The sequence below is a fragment of the Vibrio sp. V15_P4S5T153 genome (genome assembly GCF_963874485.1).
Classification (GTDB): domain Bacteria; phylum Pseudomonadota; class Gammaproteobacteria; order Enterobacterales; family Vibrionaceae; genus Vibrio; species Vibrio anguillarum.
This window is the reverse complement of the sequence record NZ_CAWNHR010000002.1, coordinates 1-17,159: the sequence shown is the minus strand read 5'-3', so window position 1 is coordinate 17,159 and position 17,159 is coordinate 1. Positions and strand designations below refer to the sequence as shown.

Below are 17,159 nucleotides of genomic sequence, written 5' to 3'. Positions count from 1 at the left end.
TTCGACAGTGCTCCAAAAACAAAAAGGCTGCGATGGAGAGCAGCCTTTTTTACTACCCGTCATATCATGACGACTGGTTTTTGGGGCTTGACAAAAGCTCCGCAATCGCTTGATCGTTTTGGTGACGAACATCCAAGCCAGTCACAAAATAAATCGTGTACTCACAAACGTTGCGCGCGTGATCGCCAATCCGTTCGACCGCGCGACCTATCCACGTGATCTCCAAAATGGTTTGATAGTGAGTGCCTTGCACCAGCATATCTTTATCATTTTGACGCAAAATATTGCCGTAGCTGTTGTCGATTTGTTTATCTAACATTGCTGCTTCTAGCGCATCGTGTGCATTGAGATCGTGAAAAGCGTTCATCGATTTTTGCAGCATATTGATCACGTTCGCGTTAATTGTTTCAAACGCATCTTCTTGTAATTCAATACCATCAAAATAGTCTTTGTCACCCGGATGGTGCTCCTTTAAACGCAACACCGCATGGGCGATCCGTTTAGATTGATCGCCAATTCGTTCAAGATCCATGATCGCTTTCATGATCGAAAACACCGCACGTAAATCGCGGGCTGCGGGTTGGCGTTTGACTAAAATATCAATGCAGCGTTGATCAATGGCCAGTTCTAACAAATTGATATTATGATCGTGTTCAATTACTTGCTTGGCCAGTTCGGTATTGCCTGTCATAAACGCATCGAGTGCGTCCCGCACCTGTACGATTACTAAATCACCCATATTCACCACGCTATCCACAATAGAACGCATTTCGCTATTGTAGCTATGAGAGGTGTGCCCATCGACACCATGAGTTGTCATAAAATTCTCCTAAAACAGTCGTTAACCGAAACGGCCAGTAATGTAATCTTCAGTGCGGCTATCACGTGGGTTGGTGAACAACTCACGTGTTTCGCTCAGTTCAACCAAGTTACCTAAGTGGAAGAAGGCGGTTTTATCTGAAACGCGCGCCGCTTGCTGCATGTTGTGTGTCACCATCGCAATGGTGTAGCTGCCTTTGAGCTCATCAATCAGATCTTCAATGATCGAGGTCGCGATAGGGTCAAGCGCCGAACAAGGCTCATCCATCAAAATCACTTCAGGGTTAACCGCAATCGCACGAGCAATACACAAACGCTGTTGCTGGCCACCAGATAGTCCGGTGCCCGGTGCTGATAAGCGATCTTTGACTTCTTTCCACAAGCCAGCGCGGCGTAAGCTGGTTTCGACGACTTCATCCAAATCGGATTTGTTATCTACTAGGCCATGTAATTTAGGGCCATAGGCGATATTTTCATAAATCGATTTTGGAAAAGGATTAGGCTTTTGGAACACCATGCCAACTTGAGCGCGCAGCTGCACCACATCTAAGCTAGGGTGATAAATATCTTGCCCGTCCAAGGTAACTGAACCTTCAACACGAGCCGTGTCGATGGTGTCGTTCATACGATTTAAACAGCGTAAAAAGGTCGATTTACCACAACCAGAAGGGCCGATAAAGGCGACCACTTCATGCTCAATGATATCCATATCGATGCCGTGTAGCGCCTTGGTTTCACCATAGAAAACTTTCACATCACGCGCGGCCATTTTAATTTGTGTGGCTTGGGCTGCTTCTTTAGCGGTGCTCTTTACCTGTGGTATCACAAGGGAGTGTTTGTTCATAATAGCTTCACTTATCATCTTTATTACCACCGAGTTTCAAAGCGTCGACGCAACCAAATCGCCAGCGCGTTTAAGCTAATCATTAATGCTAACAATACGGTGATTGCAGCAGACGTTCTTGCTTCAAAAAAGTTACGCAGTTCGTTACCTTGCCAGAGGAAAATCTGCACTGGTAGCGCGGTTGATTGATCGAGCGGTGTCGCAGGTACGCTGGCGACAAATGAGCTCATACCAATCAAGAGCAGTGGCGCAGTTTCACCTAATGCTTGGGCGATACCCAAAATGGCCCCAGTCAAAATGCCCGGTAGTGCCAAAGGCAATACGTGATGGAAAACGGCTTGAGTTTTGGACGCGCCGATACCCAGAGCTGCTTGGCGAATCGATGGTGGTATCGCTTTCAATGTTGAGCGAGTAGCAATGATCACTGTGGGCAGTGTCATTAGTGTTAATACCAAACCACCGACAAACGGTGCCGAAAGCGGCAGCTTAAACCACAAAATAAACACTGAAGCGCCCAGTAAACCAAATACAATCGAAGGAATCGCCGCCAAGTTGTTGATGTTCACTTCAATCAAATCGGTGAACTTGTTTTTTGGGGCAAATTCTTCTAGGTAAATCGCGGAAGCGACGCCAATCGGTACCGCCAATACCATAACAATGAGCATCATAAATACCGAGCCCATAAACGCCCCAGCAAGGCCAGCCGAAGCTAATGAGCTGCGAGAATCGACGTTCATAAACAGCGCTGTACTGAATTTGTTTTGGATAACGCCACGTTCAGCGAGCTCATCCGCCCACGCGCGGGTACGAGCACTCAACTGCTGACGAGAGTCGGGTAGATCACGGTCGATGTTGCCTTTCAACCACACATCGACGTTGGCTTCCGCCAGTAAATCAAGACGTAAGGTTTGGCCGACCAGTGAAGGATCATTGACTATCATATCGCGCAAAGCAAAACGCTCGCCGCTGGTGATCAATTTGATCGCATCACGCTGGTAGCGAGTCGCTTCAGGGATTTCGTTGGCCAAACTGTTGACAATAATACGGTTGAAATTAACCATGCCGACGCTGCTTTGCCATGTGAGCATGCGTTGATTGAACTGCGCCGGGCTCTCATCACTTTGTTGGATGGGTTTGGGCTCTATTTTCACGACATCGGGGTCAAAGTAGACATCCAAGGTCACTGTCGCTTGCCAAAAGGCTGGAATACCTTTGGAAAGAATCGAAGTGAATAGTATCGCCACAAAACTTAACGCTAAGGCAACCGCGCCAATACCGAAAGCTCTAAAGCGGCGTTCACTGTTGTGACGTTTTTTCAGCGAGCGAGCAATGCGCAGTTTTGTTTCATTACGTTGCGCATAGGCATCGTCATCTTGAAGGTTAGTCATTTGAATGCTGTTGTCCATGGCGTTACTCATACTGTTCACGGTACTTACGTACGATAACGAGCGCGATCACATTAAGGCATAGCGTGATCACAAACAGGGTTAAACCAAGTGCAAAGGCTACTAAGGATTGTGGGCTAGCAAAATCGGTATCGCCGGTCAGTTGGTTGACGATGGTAACCGTCATAGTAGAGACAGCCTCGAATGGGTTGGCGGTTAATACTGGGCTATTTCCGGCAGCGAGAACCACAATCATGGTTTCACCAATCGCCCGGCTGGCGGCGAGCAAAACTGCGCCAGTCACGCCAGGTAGCGCGGCAGGTAGAACCACTTTGCGAATGGTCTCTGATTTGGTTGCGCCAAGGCCAAGCGAGCCATCTCTTAGTGTTTTGGGCACTTGAGTAAGAATGTCGTCGGATAGCGAGGAAATAAAGGGAATCACCATTAAGCCCATCACAATCCCCGCGGTTAGAGCGGAGGTGGCACGAATATCGATATGGAGCCACTGTCCCAATTCGCTCAGAAAGGGACCGACGGTGATTAAAGCAAAAAAGCCGTAGACGATGGTGGGAATACCCGCGAGCACTTCAATAATCGGTTTAGCTATCGAGCGAATGCGACTTGGTGCATATTCAGCTAGATAAATGGCGCACATCAGGCCAATAGGAATAGCGACGATTAAGGCAATCAAGGCGATTAAAAAGGTTCCTGCCAGTAATGGCAACATACCAAAGCCGGTTTGGTTCTCTGTACCTACTGTTGAGAAACGAGGGTTCCATGTGGTGCCGAAGAAAAATTCGCTCGGGCTAACAAAACTAAAGAAACGTAACGCTTCTCCAACCATCGAAAGAACAATGCCTACTGTGGTTAAAATCGCCACACCAGAACACAGAATCAGTAGTATATGCAGTGCACGTTCGACTGTGTTGCGTGCCCGAAGATCAGGGCGAATTTGTCGAGTGCTGAAGACTAATCCGGCCGCGGCAACCGTTGCCATCAAACCAGTGAGTAATAAATAGCTGCGTTGTTCTAACTGCTTTAAGTAGTCTGCGGCGGTAATTTCTTGAGGAGAAAAGCTATCGAGTACAGCGAAACCGCTGGCGATATTATGCAGTTTATTCATCAGTACGTGAGCACCCTCCACGGCCGTTGGCTGCAGATCCGTAGGAAGGCTATCAACTACCATTTGCTGAATCAGTATGGGAGAACATAGGCTCCATACTATCCAAATTAACAAAGCAGGAACCACACACCAAAGCAGGGTTAGCATGCCGTGATAAACAGGGCGAGAGTGTAAACGCTGAGTTCCAGCATTGGTTGATGCTACTTTTTTACTGCACGTCAGCCCTAAGTGGTAAGCCAGTGCCATTACCGCCAGTAGTACCACCATCAGCATCAGATTATTCATTGTTATTCTTACCTTATTAAAGCGTTAGCTTGAGCCGAAAACACTGGCCCAAGCTAATCAGAGAGCCTTAAAGGAGTTTGCGATTTTTAATGTTTTGCGACACCTGGGCGCGCTCTTTATCATCCATTGGGATAAGGCCTGCCGCTTCAAGTTGGCTACCCGTTGCGCCCATTTGTTCGCTCACAAAAAACTGTGCGTATTCGAGAATTCCCGGTACTACACCGACATGAGCATTCTTGATGTAGAAGAACAGTGGGCGAGAAACTGGGTATTGCCCGCTGCCAATGGTATCTAAGCTTGGGGTTACGCCGTTAACGGTCGCCACTTTCAAGCGGTCACGGTTTTGGTCGTAGAAGCTTAGGCCAAATACACCAAGCGCATTTTTCTGAGCATCAAGACGAGCGAGGGTTTCGGTATAATCGCCAGCGACTTCAACTACGCGACCATCGGTGCGAATCGCATTACAGAAGTTACCTTTGGCTTTTTTGTCCATCGCTTTGACTTCGGCAAAAGTCTCACAACCTGGATGAACGACTTTCTCTTCGTACACTTCACGCGTGCCGTGATTAGAACCTGGTATCACAAGCAGAATTTCTTGGTCAGGAAGAGAGGCGTCAATTTGCTTCCAGTTGGTGTAAGGGTTTGACACCATTTTGCCATTCTGCAGAATTTGTGCTGCACCCGCTTTAAACACATGCTCTGGCTTAAGGGCAAAAGTGCCACTGTCGGTACGAGATGCGAACACAATGCCGTCATAGCCGACTTTGACTTCAATGATTTCTGTCACGCCATTCGCGCGGCAGCTTTCCACTTCAGAAGATTTAATGGCGCGTGAGGCGTTAGCAATATCGATGGTATTGACACCGACACCTTGACAGAACTGACGTAAACCGCCACTTGAACCACCGGAACCGACCACTGGCGTGTTAAATTGTGGGAAGGTTTGGCCGAACTCTTCTGCAACGATAGAAGAAAATGGCAAAACGGTTGAAGAGCCAGCGATTTGGATCGTATCACGTGCCATTGCTGGGGCAGAGATCGCGGTTGCGATGGTTGAAGCAAGCAAAAGCGCATTGCGTCCGAACTTCATAATATTTCCCTCATTAAATTTCATAACCGTAGACTGTTTTGAAAAGTCTTCCGTAAGCAGCTTTGTATTGTTTAGCTAGGTAAATTCTGAGAGGACAATGTGACAATAAAATAGACTTTATGTGACAAATTTATGACTACTCTGGCTTTTTTGTTTTATAAGTAGATTGTTTTTATTAAAAATCAGAAGGATATATTTATTTATTCAGTAATTATGGGGTGATTGAATGTTTAACAGTGTGAAATATTTGTGAATGAAATTCGAAATTTCATCTATATTCAGCTAAACACACCCACTTAATTAAGTATGTCAGTAAAGGAGGCTGGCAACATGATAGATAAAAGAACCGTTCATTTGATTAGCTTCCCTAACTCCGACCTTGCTTGTATCGCTGCTCAACTGTTGTATATCAATGCTGGAAGTTTCTATGAGATTACTTTTGAAGCGATTGACGGCATCGACTTACCCGAGCAAAGCCATTTGGAAAAGTTGGGTTACTTTGGCTACACCTTCATCGAACCGACACAGAGGTTAGAGCCCGCTTACGATTATGTGATCGATATTAACTATGCGATGTACCAACACGATAGACGCCGAGAGGCATATCAAAAACAGGTTTATTGGGAAATCGATTGTAATCAAAATGCAACAAAAGCCCTGCAACATTCTGTCAGCTATTTTACTTCTCGCTTTAACATCATCCTTTAAAAGTCAGCGGTAACTTTTATATTGACAGCGATTTCTTTTTATATGATATATATGCACATCCGCATATACAGAGATAAGTAAAATGCTACCTCATCAGTTTTTTAAGTTGCTGTCCGATGAAACGCGAGTGCGCTGTTTGCTCATGATTGCACGCGAGCAGCGAGTGTGTGTCGGCGAGTTGACGCAAGCGTTAAATGAAAGCCAACCGAAAATTTCTCGCCATCTGGCTCTACTTCGTTCCAGTGGCGTGGTGGTTGATACAAGGCAAGGGCAATGGGTGTTTTATCGGCTCTCGGACCAACTGCCCGGATGGATGAGAAAACAAATTCAAGGGCTGGTGGAGTCCAACTGCCTGAAACAAGAATACCAACAGGATATGCAAAGGCTGGCAGAGATGAAATCTCGCCCAGAATGCTGTGTTTAGAATGGATAAAAGGAAATAAAAATGTCTATTAAAGTCGGAATTAACGGGTTTGGTCGTATTGGTCGTTTAGCATTAAGAGCCTCATTTGATTGGCCTGAGATCGAATTTATCCAGATTAACGATGTTGCGGGTGACGCGGCGACCTTGGCTCATTTGCTCGAATTTGATTCAATACAAGGCCGTTGGCATCATGAAGTGACAAGCGACGGTAATGCGATCATTGCCAACGGTCAGGTTATTCGTACCTCACAACAAAAAGCGATCAGTGATGTCGATTGGTCTGGTTGTGATGTGGTCATCGAAGCAACAGGCAAACACCGCAAATCTGAGTTTTTGAATCAGTATTTAGCGCAAGGTGTTAAACGCGTGGTTGTTTCCGCGCCAGTCAAAGAAGATGGGATTGCTAACATTGTGGTTGGTGTGAACGATCACATTTTTGATCCAGAGAAACACCAGATTGTGACCGCTGCGTCTTGTACTACCAACTGCATTGCGCCTATCGTCAAAGTGATTCACGAGCAACTTGGTATTGAACACTCATCGTTTACGACCATTCACGACTTGACCAACACGCAAACCATTTTGGATGCACCGCATAAAGACCTTCGCCGTGCGCGTGCTTGTGGTATGAGTTTGATCCCAACGACCACAGGTTCTGCGAAAGCGATTATCGAAATTTTTCCTGAACTTAAAGGAAAAATTGATGGTCATGCAGTGCGTGTGCCGTTAGCTAACGCCTCATTAACCGATATTATTTTTGATGTTAAGCGTGACACCACGGCTGAAGAGGTGAACGATTTACTTAAAGAAGCGTCGCAGAATGAGCTGAAAGGCATACTTGGTTTCGAAGAGCGCCCTCTTGTTTCTATTGATTACAAAAGCGACCAACGTTCAACGATTGTCGATGCGCTTTCGACTATGGTTGTTGGCAAGCGTATGGTGAAAATCTATGCGTGGTATGACAACGAAATGGGTTACGCAACACGTACCGCAGAACTTGTTCGTAAAGTCGGCCTAGCATAAGGAATCAAACCAATGACACATCCTACGTGGGAACTGCCTGTTGAAGACAATAACGCAGCGTTAATACTGACTCCTTGTCCTGGCACTAAAGAAGCGTCGCTGAGTGACAGTATTGATCAACTAAAGTCTCAAGGTGTAACCATCGTTGTTACGGCACTGAGCACTCATGAGATGCAAGAAAAAGGCGTTGGCGATCTGCCTAATATTGTCGAAAAAGCAGGTTTGCAATGGTTTCACACACCGATAGAAGATGACTGTGCTCCAGGTGAAGATTTTCAGGCTCGCTGGAAACATATATCCCCTTCGCTACACAAAGCTATAGAACATGGCGAAAAGATAGCGATGCATTGCATGGGGGGATCGGGACGGACAGGTTTGCTTGCTGCCCATCTTTTGCTAGAGAAAGGTTGGGAGCTGCAAGAAATCATCACCCATGTCCAGTCGTTAAGACCTGGCGCATTTACCAAAGATGTACAAGTTGAGTACATCCACCAATTTGCTAATCAATAGAAGCCTTGAAGAGCTGCCTTAGGCGGCTCTTTTTTTAAAGAGAGTGAATATGTTGTCTAAACTCAACCAAAATGTCCGCCAGTACATGTTGGTCACATTTAACTATTGGAACTTCACTGTTACCGATGGCGCATTACGCATGTTGGTGGTGCTCTATTTTTATGATTTGGGGTATTCAACCTTAGAGATCGCCTCCCTGTTTCTTTTTTATGAATTCTTTGGCGTCGTCACTAACCTCATCGGTGGCTGGCTAGGTGCTCGTCTTGGGTTGAACCGAACGATGAATATCGGTTTGGGAGTGCAAATCATCGCTCTGTCAATGCTGGCTGTCCCTGCAAGTTGGCTCTCGATTCCATGGGTCATGGCGGCACAAGCCTTGTCAGGTATTGCCAAAGACCTAAACAAAATGAGTGCGAAAAGCTCCATCAAAACCTTAGTGCCAGAGAATGCGCAAGGAGCATTGTATAAGTGGATCGCCATACTTACAGGCTCTAAAAACGCGCTAAAAGGTGCAGGATTTTTCTTAGGTGGTGCGTTGTTATCGATGATTGGCTTCCAATATGCGGTAGCTGCGATGGCTGGTGTTCTTTTACTGGTCTTTATCGGCAGTGTGATTAGCCTTAAATCCGACCTGGGCAAAGCGAAAAATAAACCTAAGTTCTCTGAAATTTTTTCCAAATCTAGCAGCGTAAACATTCTATCCGCTGCTCGTATGTTCCTGTTTGGTGCGCGTGATGTTTGGTTTGTGATTGCACTGCCTATCTATCTGGGATCTGTGTTTGGATGGGATCATAGCGCCGTAGGTGGATTCCTGGCTATTTGGGTGATCGGTTACGGAATCATTCAAGGAATTGCACCAAAGATAACAGGCAGTAAATCGGGGTATACTCCAGATGGTAAAGCCGCGATAGTGTGGGCGTTGGTATTGTCTATAGTGACTGGCGTAATTGCTTACAGTGTTCAGCAGCAATGGCACCCAGAAGTGGTTATTGTCGTTGGATTGATGATTTTTGGTGCTGTGTTTGCTGTGAACTCATCACTGCACTCATACTTAATTGTCAGCTATGCCAAGGGCGATGGTGTGTCTCTGGACGTCGGTTTCTACTACATGGCAAACGCAATGGGGCGCTTGATAGGGACGATTCTATCTGGATGGGTGTTCCAAATGTGGGGGTTCTCAGCCTGTCTATGGGTATCCTTTGCCTTCTTAGCATTAACGACCATTATTTCGTTTTGGCTGCCTATAGGTACAAATCAAAAACTGGCTCAGCAATAAATAAAACTAAGCAGATTTGTTCACCAATGCCAGCTACGATTGCTGGCATTATTTTTTAACCTCAAGTCATCGAATAAGCGAGAGCTGTAAAAAACGTTAATGAAGTAGTATCAGTTCGTTACGTATACACTTATCTACATTGATTTCAGATCGAGCACATGCTGTTTTATTTCTTCAGAATCGAGATTTTGAAAATCGATGTTTGCAAGAGCTCCAATTCTTCGTTTTAGAGAGGAGTATACTTTATCGCACTGCTTGTTAAATTCGGAGACTGAAGCTTCATCATTAGGCAATGGCTCAAGATCCCAAGCAACACGAATACCAGCAGATAACCAGTTTGGGCAAGTTTCATTGTGCATTGTGTCACACACAGTAATTATTAGATCTGGATGGAAGCTAAGCCTTTCTTCCCATGACGTACTGTGAAACTCAGAGGCATCAAAGCCATGCATTTCAAGGTATTGTGCAATACGAGGATTGATCTGACCCTTAGGATGGCTACCACCACTTGCGATTTGGAAATTTTCAGGCAGGTATTTTTTTGCAATTGCTTCAGCCAAAATGCTTCTGCTTGCATTATGTTTGCACACAAATAATATTTTCATCAATTGCCCTGTAGATGTTTAGGATTACTAAATTCGACATTTATCATGCTTTCATTACAGTTTGTTGACTATTGAAAATAGGCATGAGCTAACTCATGGAAATACGCTGAGAAAGCGAGTCGTCTGCACTATCAATCAATATTGATTGCGCAATAAATTTTGCCATACTTTAGATAATTGATGGTTCAGTAAATTAGCAGGAAGTATAAAACAGTTCTGTCCAAAAGTAAGTTAGCAACTTTATTATCACGATGAGACGATGCTTTTATCGATATCAGACTGAAAAGCTTCTAACAATATCTTGATCTCCACGAGCGCTGCGGTAGATGTTAACTCCTTCCTTGCTATCTGTTCTTCTAACAACTCGATCTGACGTTTAGCAAGCTCAACACTTGTCTTCAGAGAAACAGCGTTGTAAACCTCTGTGTAGCCGTGAATATCTGCAAAAGCCAGGTCAATGTAGATATCTAAAGAACTAAGATTTGTGTGACCTGTCCATTGCTGAAGCTGCATTTTAAATGTTTGCGTATGAAGCAGATGTTTTCGGAAGTCGTCTTTATTATTCACCTCTTTAGTGGTCAGAATAAGCTCTTTAAGCTTGTCAGTAATGAATGCGTGTCTCCACAGGTGAGGATGCAACTCACCCTCGATACCAAGCTCTTTTTTCCATAGGTTCATGTATGTTGTCCATGAATCGGCGGATAAGCGATGACCTGTCTTTAAGCTAATAAAGAGATAGTCATGCTGAACTTTCTTCTTCCTCATTACCTTCTTTCGAACTTTGATGTAATCCGCAATCACTGATAATAAAAGATGTGGGACAGGAACCTTTCGAGTGGTGTTATCGTCCTTACGCTTTAGAGTGGTAAGAGTGAGCATACCTGTGCGTCTAGCTTCCTCATAATCGGTCATTTTAATCAAATGAAGCTCCGATACACGACCACCTAGTTGCTCCATTGCTGTATATAGCGCCATGTCCCTTCTGCGCTTATCTTTGTTTTTCTGAGTCTTTATGAACTCCCACACATGCAAGGCATCATCTTCCGAAACAGGGTGGCGTTTCTTGATTTCATCTTTTGTTGGTACAGCAGGGTGCGTAATTTTGGTGCCTTCAATGAACCCTTTATAGCCTTCCTGTTTGCGCTTGTAAGGTTTTTCAAGTATTTGAATTGAGTTAGCTTTATCCTTACCAATAAAAGAACTCAAATCATGAAAGTCTTGGATAAACTGCAAAAAATCAAGACAGGTATGAGCAATCTTTATAACCGAATTATTACTGCGTTTTAGCTCACCGAGTGGTGTTCTCTCTGCTTGTAACGATTGAATAAAAAGGGTGAATGTTGCGTCTGTAAGCTGGCTAAATCGGCTCAATAGTGGCTGTTTTTCAATAAAGTGAACCAAGTGAATAATATCGTGTGCATATCCACGAATCGTGTCACTTTTTAAGTTTCTCACCATCAAACTATGGATGTAGGCATTGGCTTCATAGCAAGGCACATGGTTACTGTAGGTTACGAAAGGAATATCCAGTGGCTTACGAAAGACAAGCTTGCCATCAAACCCAAGATGACTCCATTGCTCAAAGTCTTTAAGCTTACGAACCGCCATCATACCTCTCCATTCAGAGTGTAATTCATCTGTGCTTCAATCTTCCGATTGTGTTCTCGATAAACCTCCTGTCGCTCTTCTACTGTTCCTTCATGGTTCGCTAGCTGCTTTAGCTTAGAGCGCAGCTCTGAGACCATAACGGTCAGCAAAGAATTGCTGCGCTGCGCTGCATCTAATTCAGACTCTAGCTCTGCGACTCTATGCTTTAAACCCACGACGGTTTGCTTGTTACCTTTAGAAGCTTTCTCATCGTGATGTGCAGCCTCTATCGCCAGTTTTGCATTAATACGAAGCTCATCTATGGATAAGAAGCCTCTCTCTAGAAGTGCTTCTGAGATACTTTTGACCGTGTTTAATGAGCATGATGTGATATTACGCTCTTGGTTCTGATACTTAGCGATGCCAGATTGGGATTTGAGAGCCTTCATCAGCTCTACATCATCTTTAAACTCAGCGGGAGATGTGATTATCTCTCTCAACAGCTTTTCTGTTTCAAGTACCTTGGTTTGGTTTTTCTCTAAAACTTTCATTAGCCGAATCCTTAATCAAGGTCTTTGATTTTTAAAATAAGATTAAAGGTTTGAGTGGCATTGCCATCACTATCATCTATGATAAAAAACTCTGGTTCCAGTGTGATTTGCCCCTCTTCCAGAAGGTGAATAACCTCTGTTTCAATGTCCTGCTCTTTTTGAATTTGGCTAATATGAGGAACGGTTAGGTAAGACTCATCATCGTAATCTCCTGCTGCCTCGCTCACTGACTCTATAGTAATAGGTGTTGAGCTATCACCAGTCAGCCGCTCAGCAATCATTTTGCGAACCTCTTCTATCCCTTCGAGCTTCGCAAGTTCAGAGGTGGAATCAACCACACCACGAACAATCACACTGGCTTTAGCCCCATTTAGTACCGCCCCAGTTTCCGATTCAGAGATATAGTGATACAGATGTTCCATGTCTGAATGTCCGAGCATCCAGCGCAGAGCATCCATGCCATCAAATCCTTTAGACCAGAAGAATGCCATTGCAAAGAAGCGGCGCAATTGATGCTGACGAACATAATTACGGCGATACTCACCGTTGTCGTACTCCACCAAGTCCGTTTCGACGTAATCACACAAAGCATCGAGGTGTGTATTGTAGGTAATGTGTACTACCTGACTTAACTGGCAATCTTTTGAGTTTAAATTATTAAATAGAGACAGCTTTCCTTTGGCTAAATTTAACTCATTAGCTTTGATGTTAAATTGCTCAAGTTGCCAAATGAACCTTGCGATAGATAAGGGAATTGGCCTTTCTATTGTTGCGTTGACCCCTTTTGAGCCAGTTTTTTTTACCTTAAATATCAGGTTGTACTCTGCTTTTGCGCCATCTTCTGAAAAGGGATTTACATTAGGTGATAGATTACCATGTGACTTCAACTTGATTAATTCATCTTGTCTTCGAGCCATGATGGCACCCACCAAGACCTGTATTGCACCTTGCAGTACAGAGAACAAATCAAACAAGCTCTCATTAGCTCGAATCCGCTCAAAGCGATTTTTAACGCTATCAGCAAAGCCTTGAGCCTGTTTTATTCCTTTTTTCAGGTATTCACTACTCAGGCAATTGATCGCCTCCGTTTGAAACCAGTAACCTCGCTCCGAAAGAGACATATCTCGATGCAATTCTTCATTCCAAGCAAGGGAGTCTTGGTGTGGACGGAGTGTGTTAGAATTTTTTACAGTAGATTTGCTTCTTGCTGTAGACAGCAGCGTTAACGTTTCGTCTAGCAAAGTAACAGCGCCTTCCTCTGTCGGTAGATGCTCTTTGGCAAACTCATAGCACTGACGAATTAAATTAAACACAAACTTAGGCGGCAAGGTGCGAGTACGCCCTACTTTTTTTAAGCTAACTAACTGACTAATGTGACCTGCACTGACACGCTCGGACAAGATTGAAGGACTTGCCGCATCTTTACGCTCAAGGTTGGTATGAATCAATCGAATGGCTTCAATGTATTTCGAGATAGTCCGTTGACTCGTGCCTGTTGAGGTATCTCTATTCTCAACTGCACGATACTCTGAGTATTGGTTTGGCGCTTTGAGGTGTAGTTCTGCGTAGTTGGGGAGATTAGTGTCGTGATAAAGCATCTTACCTTTAAACAACAACTCACCCAGCACAGTACTGTTGCCAGTGTATTTTATGGCTTCTCCAGTGTGATAATAACCTTGCTCAAAAAGCCAAGCACACGCCTTCTCTCTCTCTGCTAGAAATAAGAAACTTTCATCTTGCGCAATGTCTTGGGTAACGTAGGGAAACTTCTCTTTAAACGTTTGTGCATCTGAAACACTCTGGGAAGCGTTATCAAGTAATACCTTGGTGCGCTTATCAACCTCATACACACCTTGAAAATTTCCGTGCTCAGCGTATTTCGTCAAGATGTTCAACCAGAAGTCATCATTCACATTCAGAAGGTGATATTTTGCTATCTTCAATTCTTTCGAGTGCAGCAAGACGGCATTGATGAGAGCGATAACTTTGAGAACTTTTTGATAAGCCGTTGTTGGACTGATAATCTTCCCACCGTTTTCCAGCGGATTATCTGCCGCTGTGATCCAGTATTTAAAGCTGTTTAACAACTTTTGGTGTTTTTTATCCGTGAGTTTCTTACCATCATCTAAGCACACTGTATCCCAATGTATCGTTTTTGGGTGTTTGCCAAATGTTAGTACCCACTTGTTTTCAGTAAAGCGGGATTCTAACCATTCGGGCTGTCTATCATCGTAACCGTAGATGCCAGTATGGATATTCGTGATGATATCTAATGCTCGATAGTCATCATTTGCTACTGAGAAATTGATAATATCTTCAAGAGTTTCGGCACTTAGACCATTCAAAAGCGAATGGTCTAGCACGATGCTTTCAATGAGGTTAGCAATTGAGGTATTGTCGATAGCAACACTTAACATAGCAGCGCTCCTTTAATAGTGTCAGCATTCAGTTTGTTATTGGTTGCAATATCAAGCATTCCCATCAAATCATCATCAGCACTATGCTTGCCTGAACTCAGGGTATCTAAAACAAACACTGCTGATTGATACCAGTGAGCCACAATATCTAAAAAAGATTCCTCATCATCACTACTCTCAACGACAAGGCGTATCGCCATCAAAAGCTGCAAAAGAGAGGTGGAAATAGTGTAGGTCAACTGGTCGAACGCTAAGGATTCAGAGGTTTCATTATCAGTTGTGGTCTTTTGAACAAAACCGTGGTCGAAACGCTCTGGAATATTACTGATACCGTGATTGTTTAAGAATTCCTCAATGTCCTCTGTACTCATATTCACAGCATCAAGTCGATGCACTGAATCTTTCATGGCTTCAAGTAAAATAGCGTTCTGATACTGACGTACCCAACGTGCATTAAAGAAGTCCATGAGTGGTTTAGGAAGGTAAGAGGTCAGTAGGTTTGCATCCTTCTTTTCATGACCAAGCGCCTCGGCAACGGCATCCATTGAACGTGTTTCCAAGTAAATTTGAAAGCCTCTGTGTCGTCTGATTGAGCGTAATGAATGGATGTCAGAAATAGCTTGGGCATCTTTCAGGGTGATATCGCTGCTCTTATCAAAGAGCGTTTTATCCTGAAGCCAATCATAAAAATCATTTGCCGATAAAAGAGTGGTATTGAGGGTGCTTGGGCGCGTCGCACTGGTAGTGGTTGCAGTCAAAATCATCTTTCGCCAACTCACATTCCCTTTTTGCCTCAGGTGTTCACGGCTCATGCGTGTATGCTGTATCAAGAACTCAACTATAGATTTAGAAAACTCATTGAGCACTACTTCTTGTTGCGCATTGGTAGACCCTTTGCGTGATTTGTAACTGACCGCAATGTGTTGATTACCAACTTTCTTATAGCCTACCATATTGCCATTTACATCAAATAAGTCCCACTTTGCTAACCAAGACGGTGTTATCAGAGGATGCTCCATCACAAGAAGCGTCAAAAGAACGTTCAGTATTGAAGGGTTTGGTAAGTTTAACTCTGCGGAGAGTTGGCTAGCATTACCGAGAAACCCCAAAAATGATAGATAGTTGTCTTTCGCAGCGATGCCATGTGCATAAAAGGTTGCGACTGTATTGTCTAACTTATCTGCACCAACACAGTTTTTATATTGAACATTGCCTAACGTGCCGTTCAGTGGTTTAACTAAGCCCGTGCTCTGAAAAACTTTATTTCTATCCTCTCGCTCTAAAAGCTCATCGAATTTCAAGAGACACACATGCTTGATATGCGCCATATCTCTATCTATACGTTGCTTAATAATTAAAACAGCCTCTTCATCTTTAATTTTAAGTGGGATGTTAGCAAACCATCTAAGGTTTTCTGGCTGCGTAGCATTGCCGCCAATTGAAAAGGTAGGCGCTGCATCTTTTGGGTCTTTCCAGTCTGGCACGATGAATGGCTTGTGAGGCTCAGCAAAAACACCCGTGTTGATGAAGCACTCGGTATAATAGTTACTGATATTTCGCCACTTAACATGAAAATCTTTTGGGCAGTTCTGGGCAGCTTGGGAGCGCACAAATAGCACTTTAAACAGCTTGTGGAAAAATAGCTGCACATGATTACGACTGAGAAGGATTTCTATTGATAGTCCGTCTCGGTCGTTATAAACAGTGGAGAAACCCACAAAAAGTTTTCTGAAGCCTGTTAATGCATAACTCAGAGATGATGATTTTTGAGTAAAAGCATAGTTTTTTAGAGCAAGATGAACCTTGTTTGTAAACGCTTCGCCAAAATTCACATAAAGCGTATCAAGGTGAGCCTCATGTTCTTTGCCTTCTTTTGATGTTACTTGCCAACCATCAAGGTAGTCAGCTTTTGATTTATCTATATTGTGCTTTCGAAACTGAGCTAGACAGCTCGAAACGTCTGTTGAGAATTTAGTGGACGAAAGCTTTACGTCATTGAGGTCAAGTTGCTTATCTTGCGCAATGTAGCAGAAAAGGACTTTGAGTAGATTACCGTAGTTATATCGGTACCTGATAGTGATATCATCATTGCTATAAACAAATCCAATGAGCGACTGGAAGTGCGCATTAAGTGAACTTGAGTCATTCAGTATATCCAATGCACTGTAGTTACCTTGCCCAACCAAGTAGCAGTAAGCTGCATAAACATTCAATACAGGCTGTATTCTATTTTTGTGAACTGAGGATTCAGCAGCAAGTGTTAGGTAGTTAGAGTATTCGACTGACAGTGCAGTTTTTAATAAAGAAAGCTCATTTAGTGTTTTTACATTCACAACCACATTCCATAGATTGACAACTCATAACTACACTAGTTGTCATAGTGATTAGTGTCAATGTAAATTTAAGATATTAATTAGCGTTTTAATTATTAATATTCAACAATTTATTTAGTTTTTGATAACTTTTAATTATTGGGATTACGGACGTTTCGTCAAGAAACAATAACCCATTG

The 17,159-nt window shown here is 43.7% G+C and carries 15 protein-coding genes; 5 read left to right on the top strand and 10 right to left on the bottom strand.

Annotation, left to right across the window (positions count from 1 at the left end; genetic code table 11):
• Positions 1 to 64 precede the first annotated feature (64 nt).
• The 5 genes from phoU to AACT42_RS00350 all read right to left on the bottom strand — a co-directional run bounded on the left by phoU (position 65) and on the right by AACT42_RS00350 (position 5,546).
• Positions 65 to 820 (bottom strand): phosphate signaling complex protein PhoU, encoded by a 756-nt coding sequence (phoU, locus tag AACT42_RS00370; protein ID WP_094132660.1) that lies wholly within the window; start codon positions 818 to 820, stop codon positions 65 to 67.
• A gap of 21 nt (positions 821 to 841) precedes the next feature.
• Positions 842 to 1,588, bottom strand: coding sequence for a phosphate ABC transporter ATP-binding protein PstB (gene pstB / locus AACT42_RS00365; protein ID WP_237666846.1), 747 nt, complete (start codon positions 1,586 to 1,588; stop codon positions 842 to 844).
• A 98-nt stretch (positions 1,589 to 1,686) separates the two neighbouring features.
• Positions 1,687 to 3,069 carry a phosphate ABC transporter permease PstA gene (gene pstA, locus AACT42_RS00360; protein ID WP_237666845.1) on the bottom strand — a complete coding sequence of 461 codons (1,383 nt, stop codon included), beginning with the start codon at positions 3,067 to 3,069 and terminating at the stop codon, positions 1,687 to 1,689.
• 4 nt (positions 3,070 to 3,073) lie between these two features.
• On the bottom strand, positions 3,074 to 4,456 hold the full coding sequence (gene pstC, locus AACT42_RS00355) for a phosphate ABC transporter permease subunit PstC (RefSeq protein WP_094132663.1): 1,383 nt from the start codon (positions 4,454 to 4,456) through the stop codon (positions 3,074 to 3,076).
• A gap of 67 nt (positions 4,457 to 4,523) precedes the next feature.
• Entirely contained in the window at positions 4,524 to 5,546 is a 1,023-nt protein-coding gene (locus AACT42_RS00350) for a substrate-binding domain-containing protein (protein WP_094132665.1), read from the bottom strand.
• A gap of 330 nt (positions 5,547 to 5,876) precedes the next feature.
• Here AACT42_RS00350 and AACT42_RS00345 point away from each other — a divergent pair, with 330 nt between their 5' ends.
• The 5 genes from AACT42_RS00345 to arsJ all read left to right on the top strand — a co-directional run bounded on the left by AACT42_RS00345 (position 5,877) and on the right by arsJ (position 9,487).
• Positions 5,877 to 6,254: a hypothetical protein gene (locus AACT42_RS00345; protein WP_094132666.1), complete on the top strand. Its 378-nt coding sequence runs from the start codon at positions 5,877 to 5,879 to the stop codon at positions 6,252 to 6,254.
• Positions 6,255 to 6,336: 82 nt separating this feature from the next.
• Entirely contained in the window at positions 6,337 to 6,678 is a 342-nt protein-coding gene (locus AACT42_RS00340; RefSeq protein WP_094129327.1) for a metalloregulator ArsR/SmtB family transcription factor, read from the top strand.
• Between the two features lie 21 nt (positions 6,679 to 6,699).
• Entirely contained in the window at positions 6,700 to 7,701 is a 1,002-nt protein-coding gene (locus AACT42_RS00335) for an ArsJ-associated glyceraldehyde-3-phosphate dehydrogenase (protein ID WP_094132668.1), read from the top strand.
• A 12-nt stretch (positions 7,702 to 7,713) separates the two neighbouring features.
• Positions 7,714 to 8,211, top strand: coding sequence for a cyclin-dependent kinase inhibitor 3 family protein (locus tag AACT42_RS00330; RefSeq protein ID WP_094132670.1), 498 nt, complete (start codon positions 7,714 to 7,716; stop codon positions 8,209 to 8,211).
• 49 nt (positions 8,212 to 8,260) lie between these two features.
• The gene (gene arsJ, locus AACT42_RS00325; protein ID WP_176429049.1) at positions 8,261 to 9,487 is read left to right on the top strand and encodes an organoarsenical effux MFS transporter ArsJ; all 1,227 of its coding nucleotides are present in this window, start codon (positions 8,261 to 8,263) and stop codon (positions 9,485 to 9,487) included.
• A gap of 134 nt (positions 9,488 to 9,621) precedes the next feature.
• Here arsJ and AACT42_RS00320 read toward each other — a convergent pair whose 3' ends face one another.
• The 5 genes from AACT42_RS00320 to AACT42_RS00300 all read right to left on the bottom strand — a co-directional run bounded on the left by AACT42_RS00320 (position 9,622) and on the right by AACT42_RS00300 (position 16,980).
• Positions 9,622 to 10,092 carry an arsenate-mycothiol transferase ArsC gene (locus tag AACT42_RS00320; RefSeq protein WP_094129690.1) on the bottom strand — a complete coding sequence of 157 codons (471 nt, stop codon included), beginning with the start codon at positions 10,090 to 10,092 and terminating at the stop codon, positions 9,622 to 9,624.
• Between the two features lie 246 nt (positions 10,093 to 10,338).
• Entirely contained in the window at positions 10,339 to 11,700 is a 1,362-nt protein-coding gene (locus tag AACT42_RS00315) for a site-specific integrase (protein WP_094132673.1), read from the bottom strand.
• Positions 11,700 to 12,230 carry a hypothetical protein gene (locus tag AACT42_RS00310; RefSeq protein ID WP_094132675.1) on the bottom strand — a complete coding sequence of 177 codons (531 nt, stop codon included), beginning with the start codon at positions 12,228 to 12,230 and terminating at the stop codon, positions 11,700 to 11,702. The genes AACT42_RS00315 and AACT42_RS00310 overlap by 1 nt, the downstream gene beginning before the upstream one ends.
• A gap of 11 nt (positions 12,231 to 12,241) precedes the next feature.
• Complete coding sequence (locus tag AACT42_RS00305) at positions 12,242 to 14,647, bottom strand: integrase (protein WP_094132676.1); 2,406 nt, start codon at positions 14,645 to 14,647, stop codon at positions 12,242 to 12,244.
• Positions 14,641 to 16,980, bottom strand: a complete 2,340-nt coding sequence (locus AACT42_RS00300; protein ID WP_094132678.1) for a hypothetical protein — start codon at positions 16,978 to 16,980, stop codon at positions 14,641 to 14,643. The genes AACT42_RS00305 and AACT42_RS00300 overlap by 7 nt, the downstream gene beginning before the upstream one ends.
• Between the last annotated feature and the right edge of the window lie 179 nt (positions 16,981 to 17,159).

What these genes read in the sequence shown, in the direction of transcription:
- pstA (WP_237666845.1), bottom strand. Translation starts at nt 3,069, where the DNA reads ATGGACAACAGCATTCAAATGACTAACCTTCAAGATGACGATGCCTAT.
- AACT42_RS00320 (WP_094129690.1), bottom strand. Translation starts at nt 10,092, where the DNA reads ATGAAAATATTATTTGTGTGCAAACATAATGCAAGCAGAAGCATTTTG.
- AACT42_RS00305 (WP_094132676.1), bottom strand. Translation starts at nt 14,647, where the DNA reads ATGTTAAGTGTTGCTATCGACAATACCTCAATTGCTAACCTCATTGAA.
- AACT42_RS00310 (WP_094132675.1), bottom strand. Translation starts at nt 12,230, where the DNA reads ATGAAAGTTTTAGAGAAAAACCAAACCAAGGTACTTGAAACAGAAAAG.
- phoU (WP_094132660.1), bottom strand. Translation starts at nt 820, where the DNA reads ATGACAACTCATGGTGTCGATGGGCACACCTCTCATAGCTACAATAGC.
- AACT42_RS00350 (WP_094132665.1), bottom strand. Translation starts at nt 5,546, where the DNA reads ATGAAGTTCGGACGCAATGCGCTTTTGCTTGCTTCAACCATCGCAACC.
- AACT42_RS00340 (WP_094129327.1), top strand. Translation starts at nt 6,337, where the DNA reads ATGCTACCTCATCAGTTTTTTAAGTTGCTGTCCGATGAAACGCGAGTG.
- AACT42_RS00335 (WP_094132668.1), top strand. Translation starts at nt 6,700, where the DNA reads ATGTCTATTAAAGTCGGAATTAACGGGTTTGGTCGTATTGGTCGTTTA.
- AACT42_RS00345 (WP_094132666.1), top strand. Translation starts at nt 5,877, where the DNA reads ATGATAGATAAAAGAACCGTTCATTTGATTAGCTTCCCTAACTCCGAC.
- AACT42_RS00315 (WP_094132673.1), bottom strand. Translation starts at nt 11,700, where the DNA reads ATGGCGGTTCGTAAGCTTAAAGACTTTGAGCAATGGAGTCATCTTGGG.
- arsJ (WP_176429049.1), top strand. Translation starts at nt 8,261, where the DNA reads ATGTTGTCTAAACTCAACCAAAATGTCCGCCAGTACATGTTGGTCACA.
- AACT42_RS00330 (WP_094132670.1), top strand. Translation starts at nt 7,714, where the DNA reads ATGACACATCCTACGTGGGAACTGCCTGTTGAAGACAATAACGCAGCG.
- pstB (WP_237666846.1), bottom strand. Translation starts at nt 1,588, where the DNA reads ATGGCCGCGCGTGATGTGAAAGTTTTCTATGGTGAAACCAAGGCGCTA.
- pstC (WP_094132663.1), bottom strand. Translation starts at nt 4,456, where the DNA reads ATGAATAATCTGATGCTGATGGTGGTACTACTGGCGGTAATGGCACTG.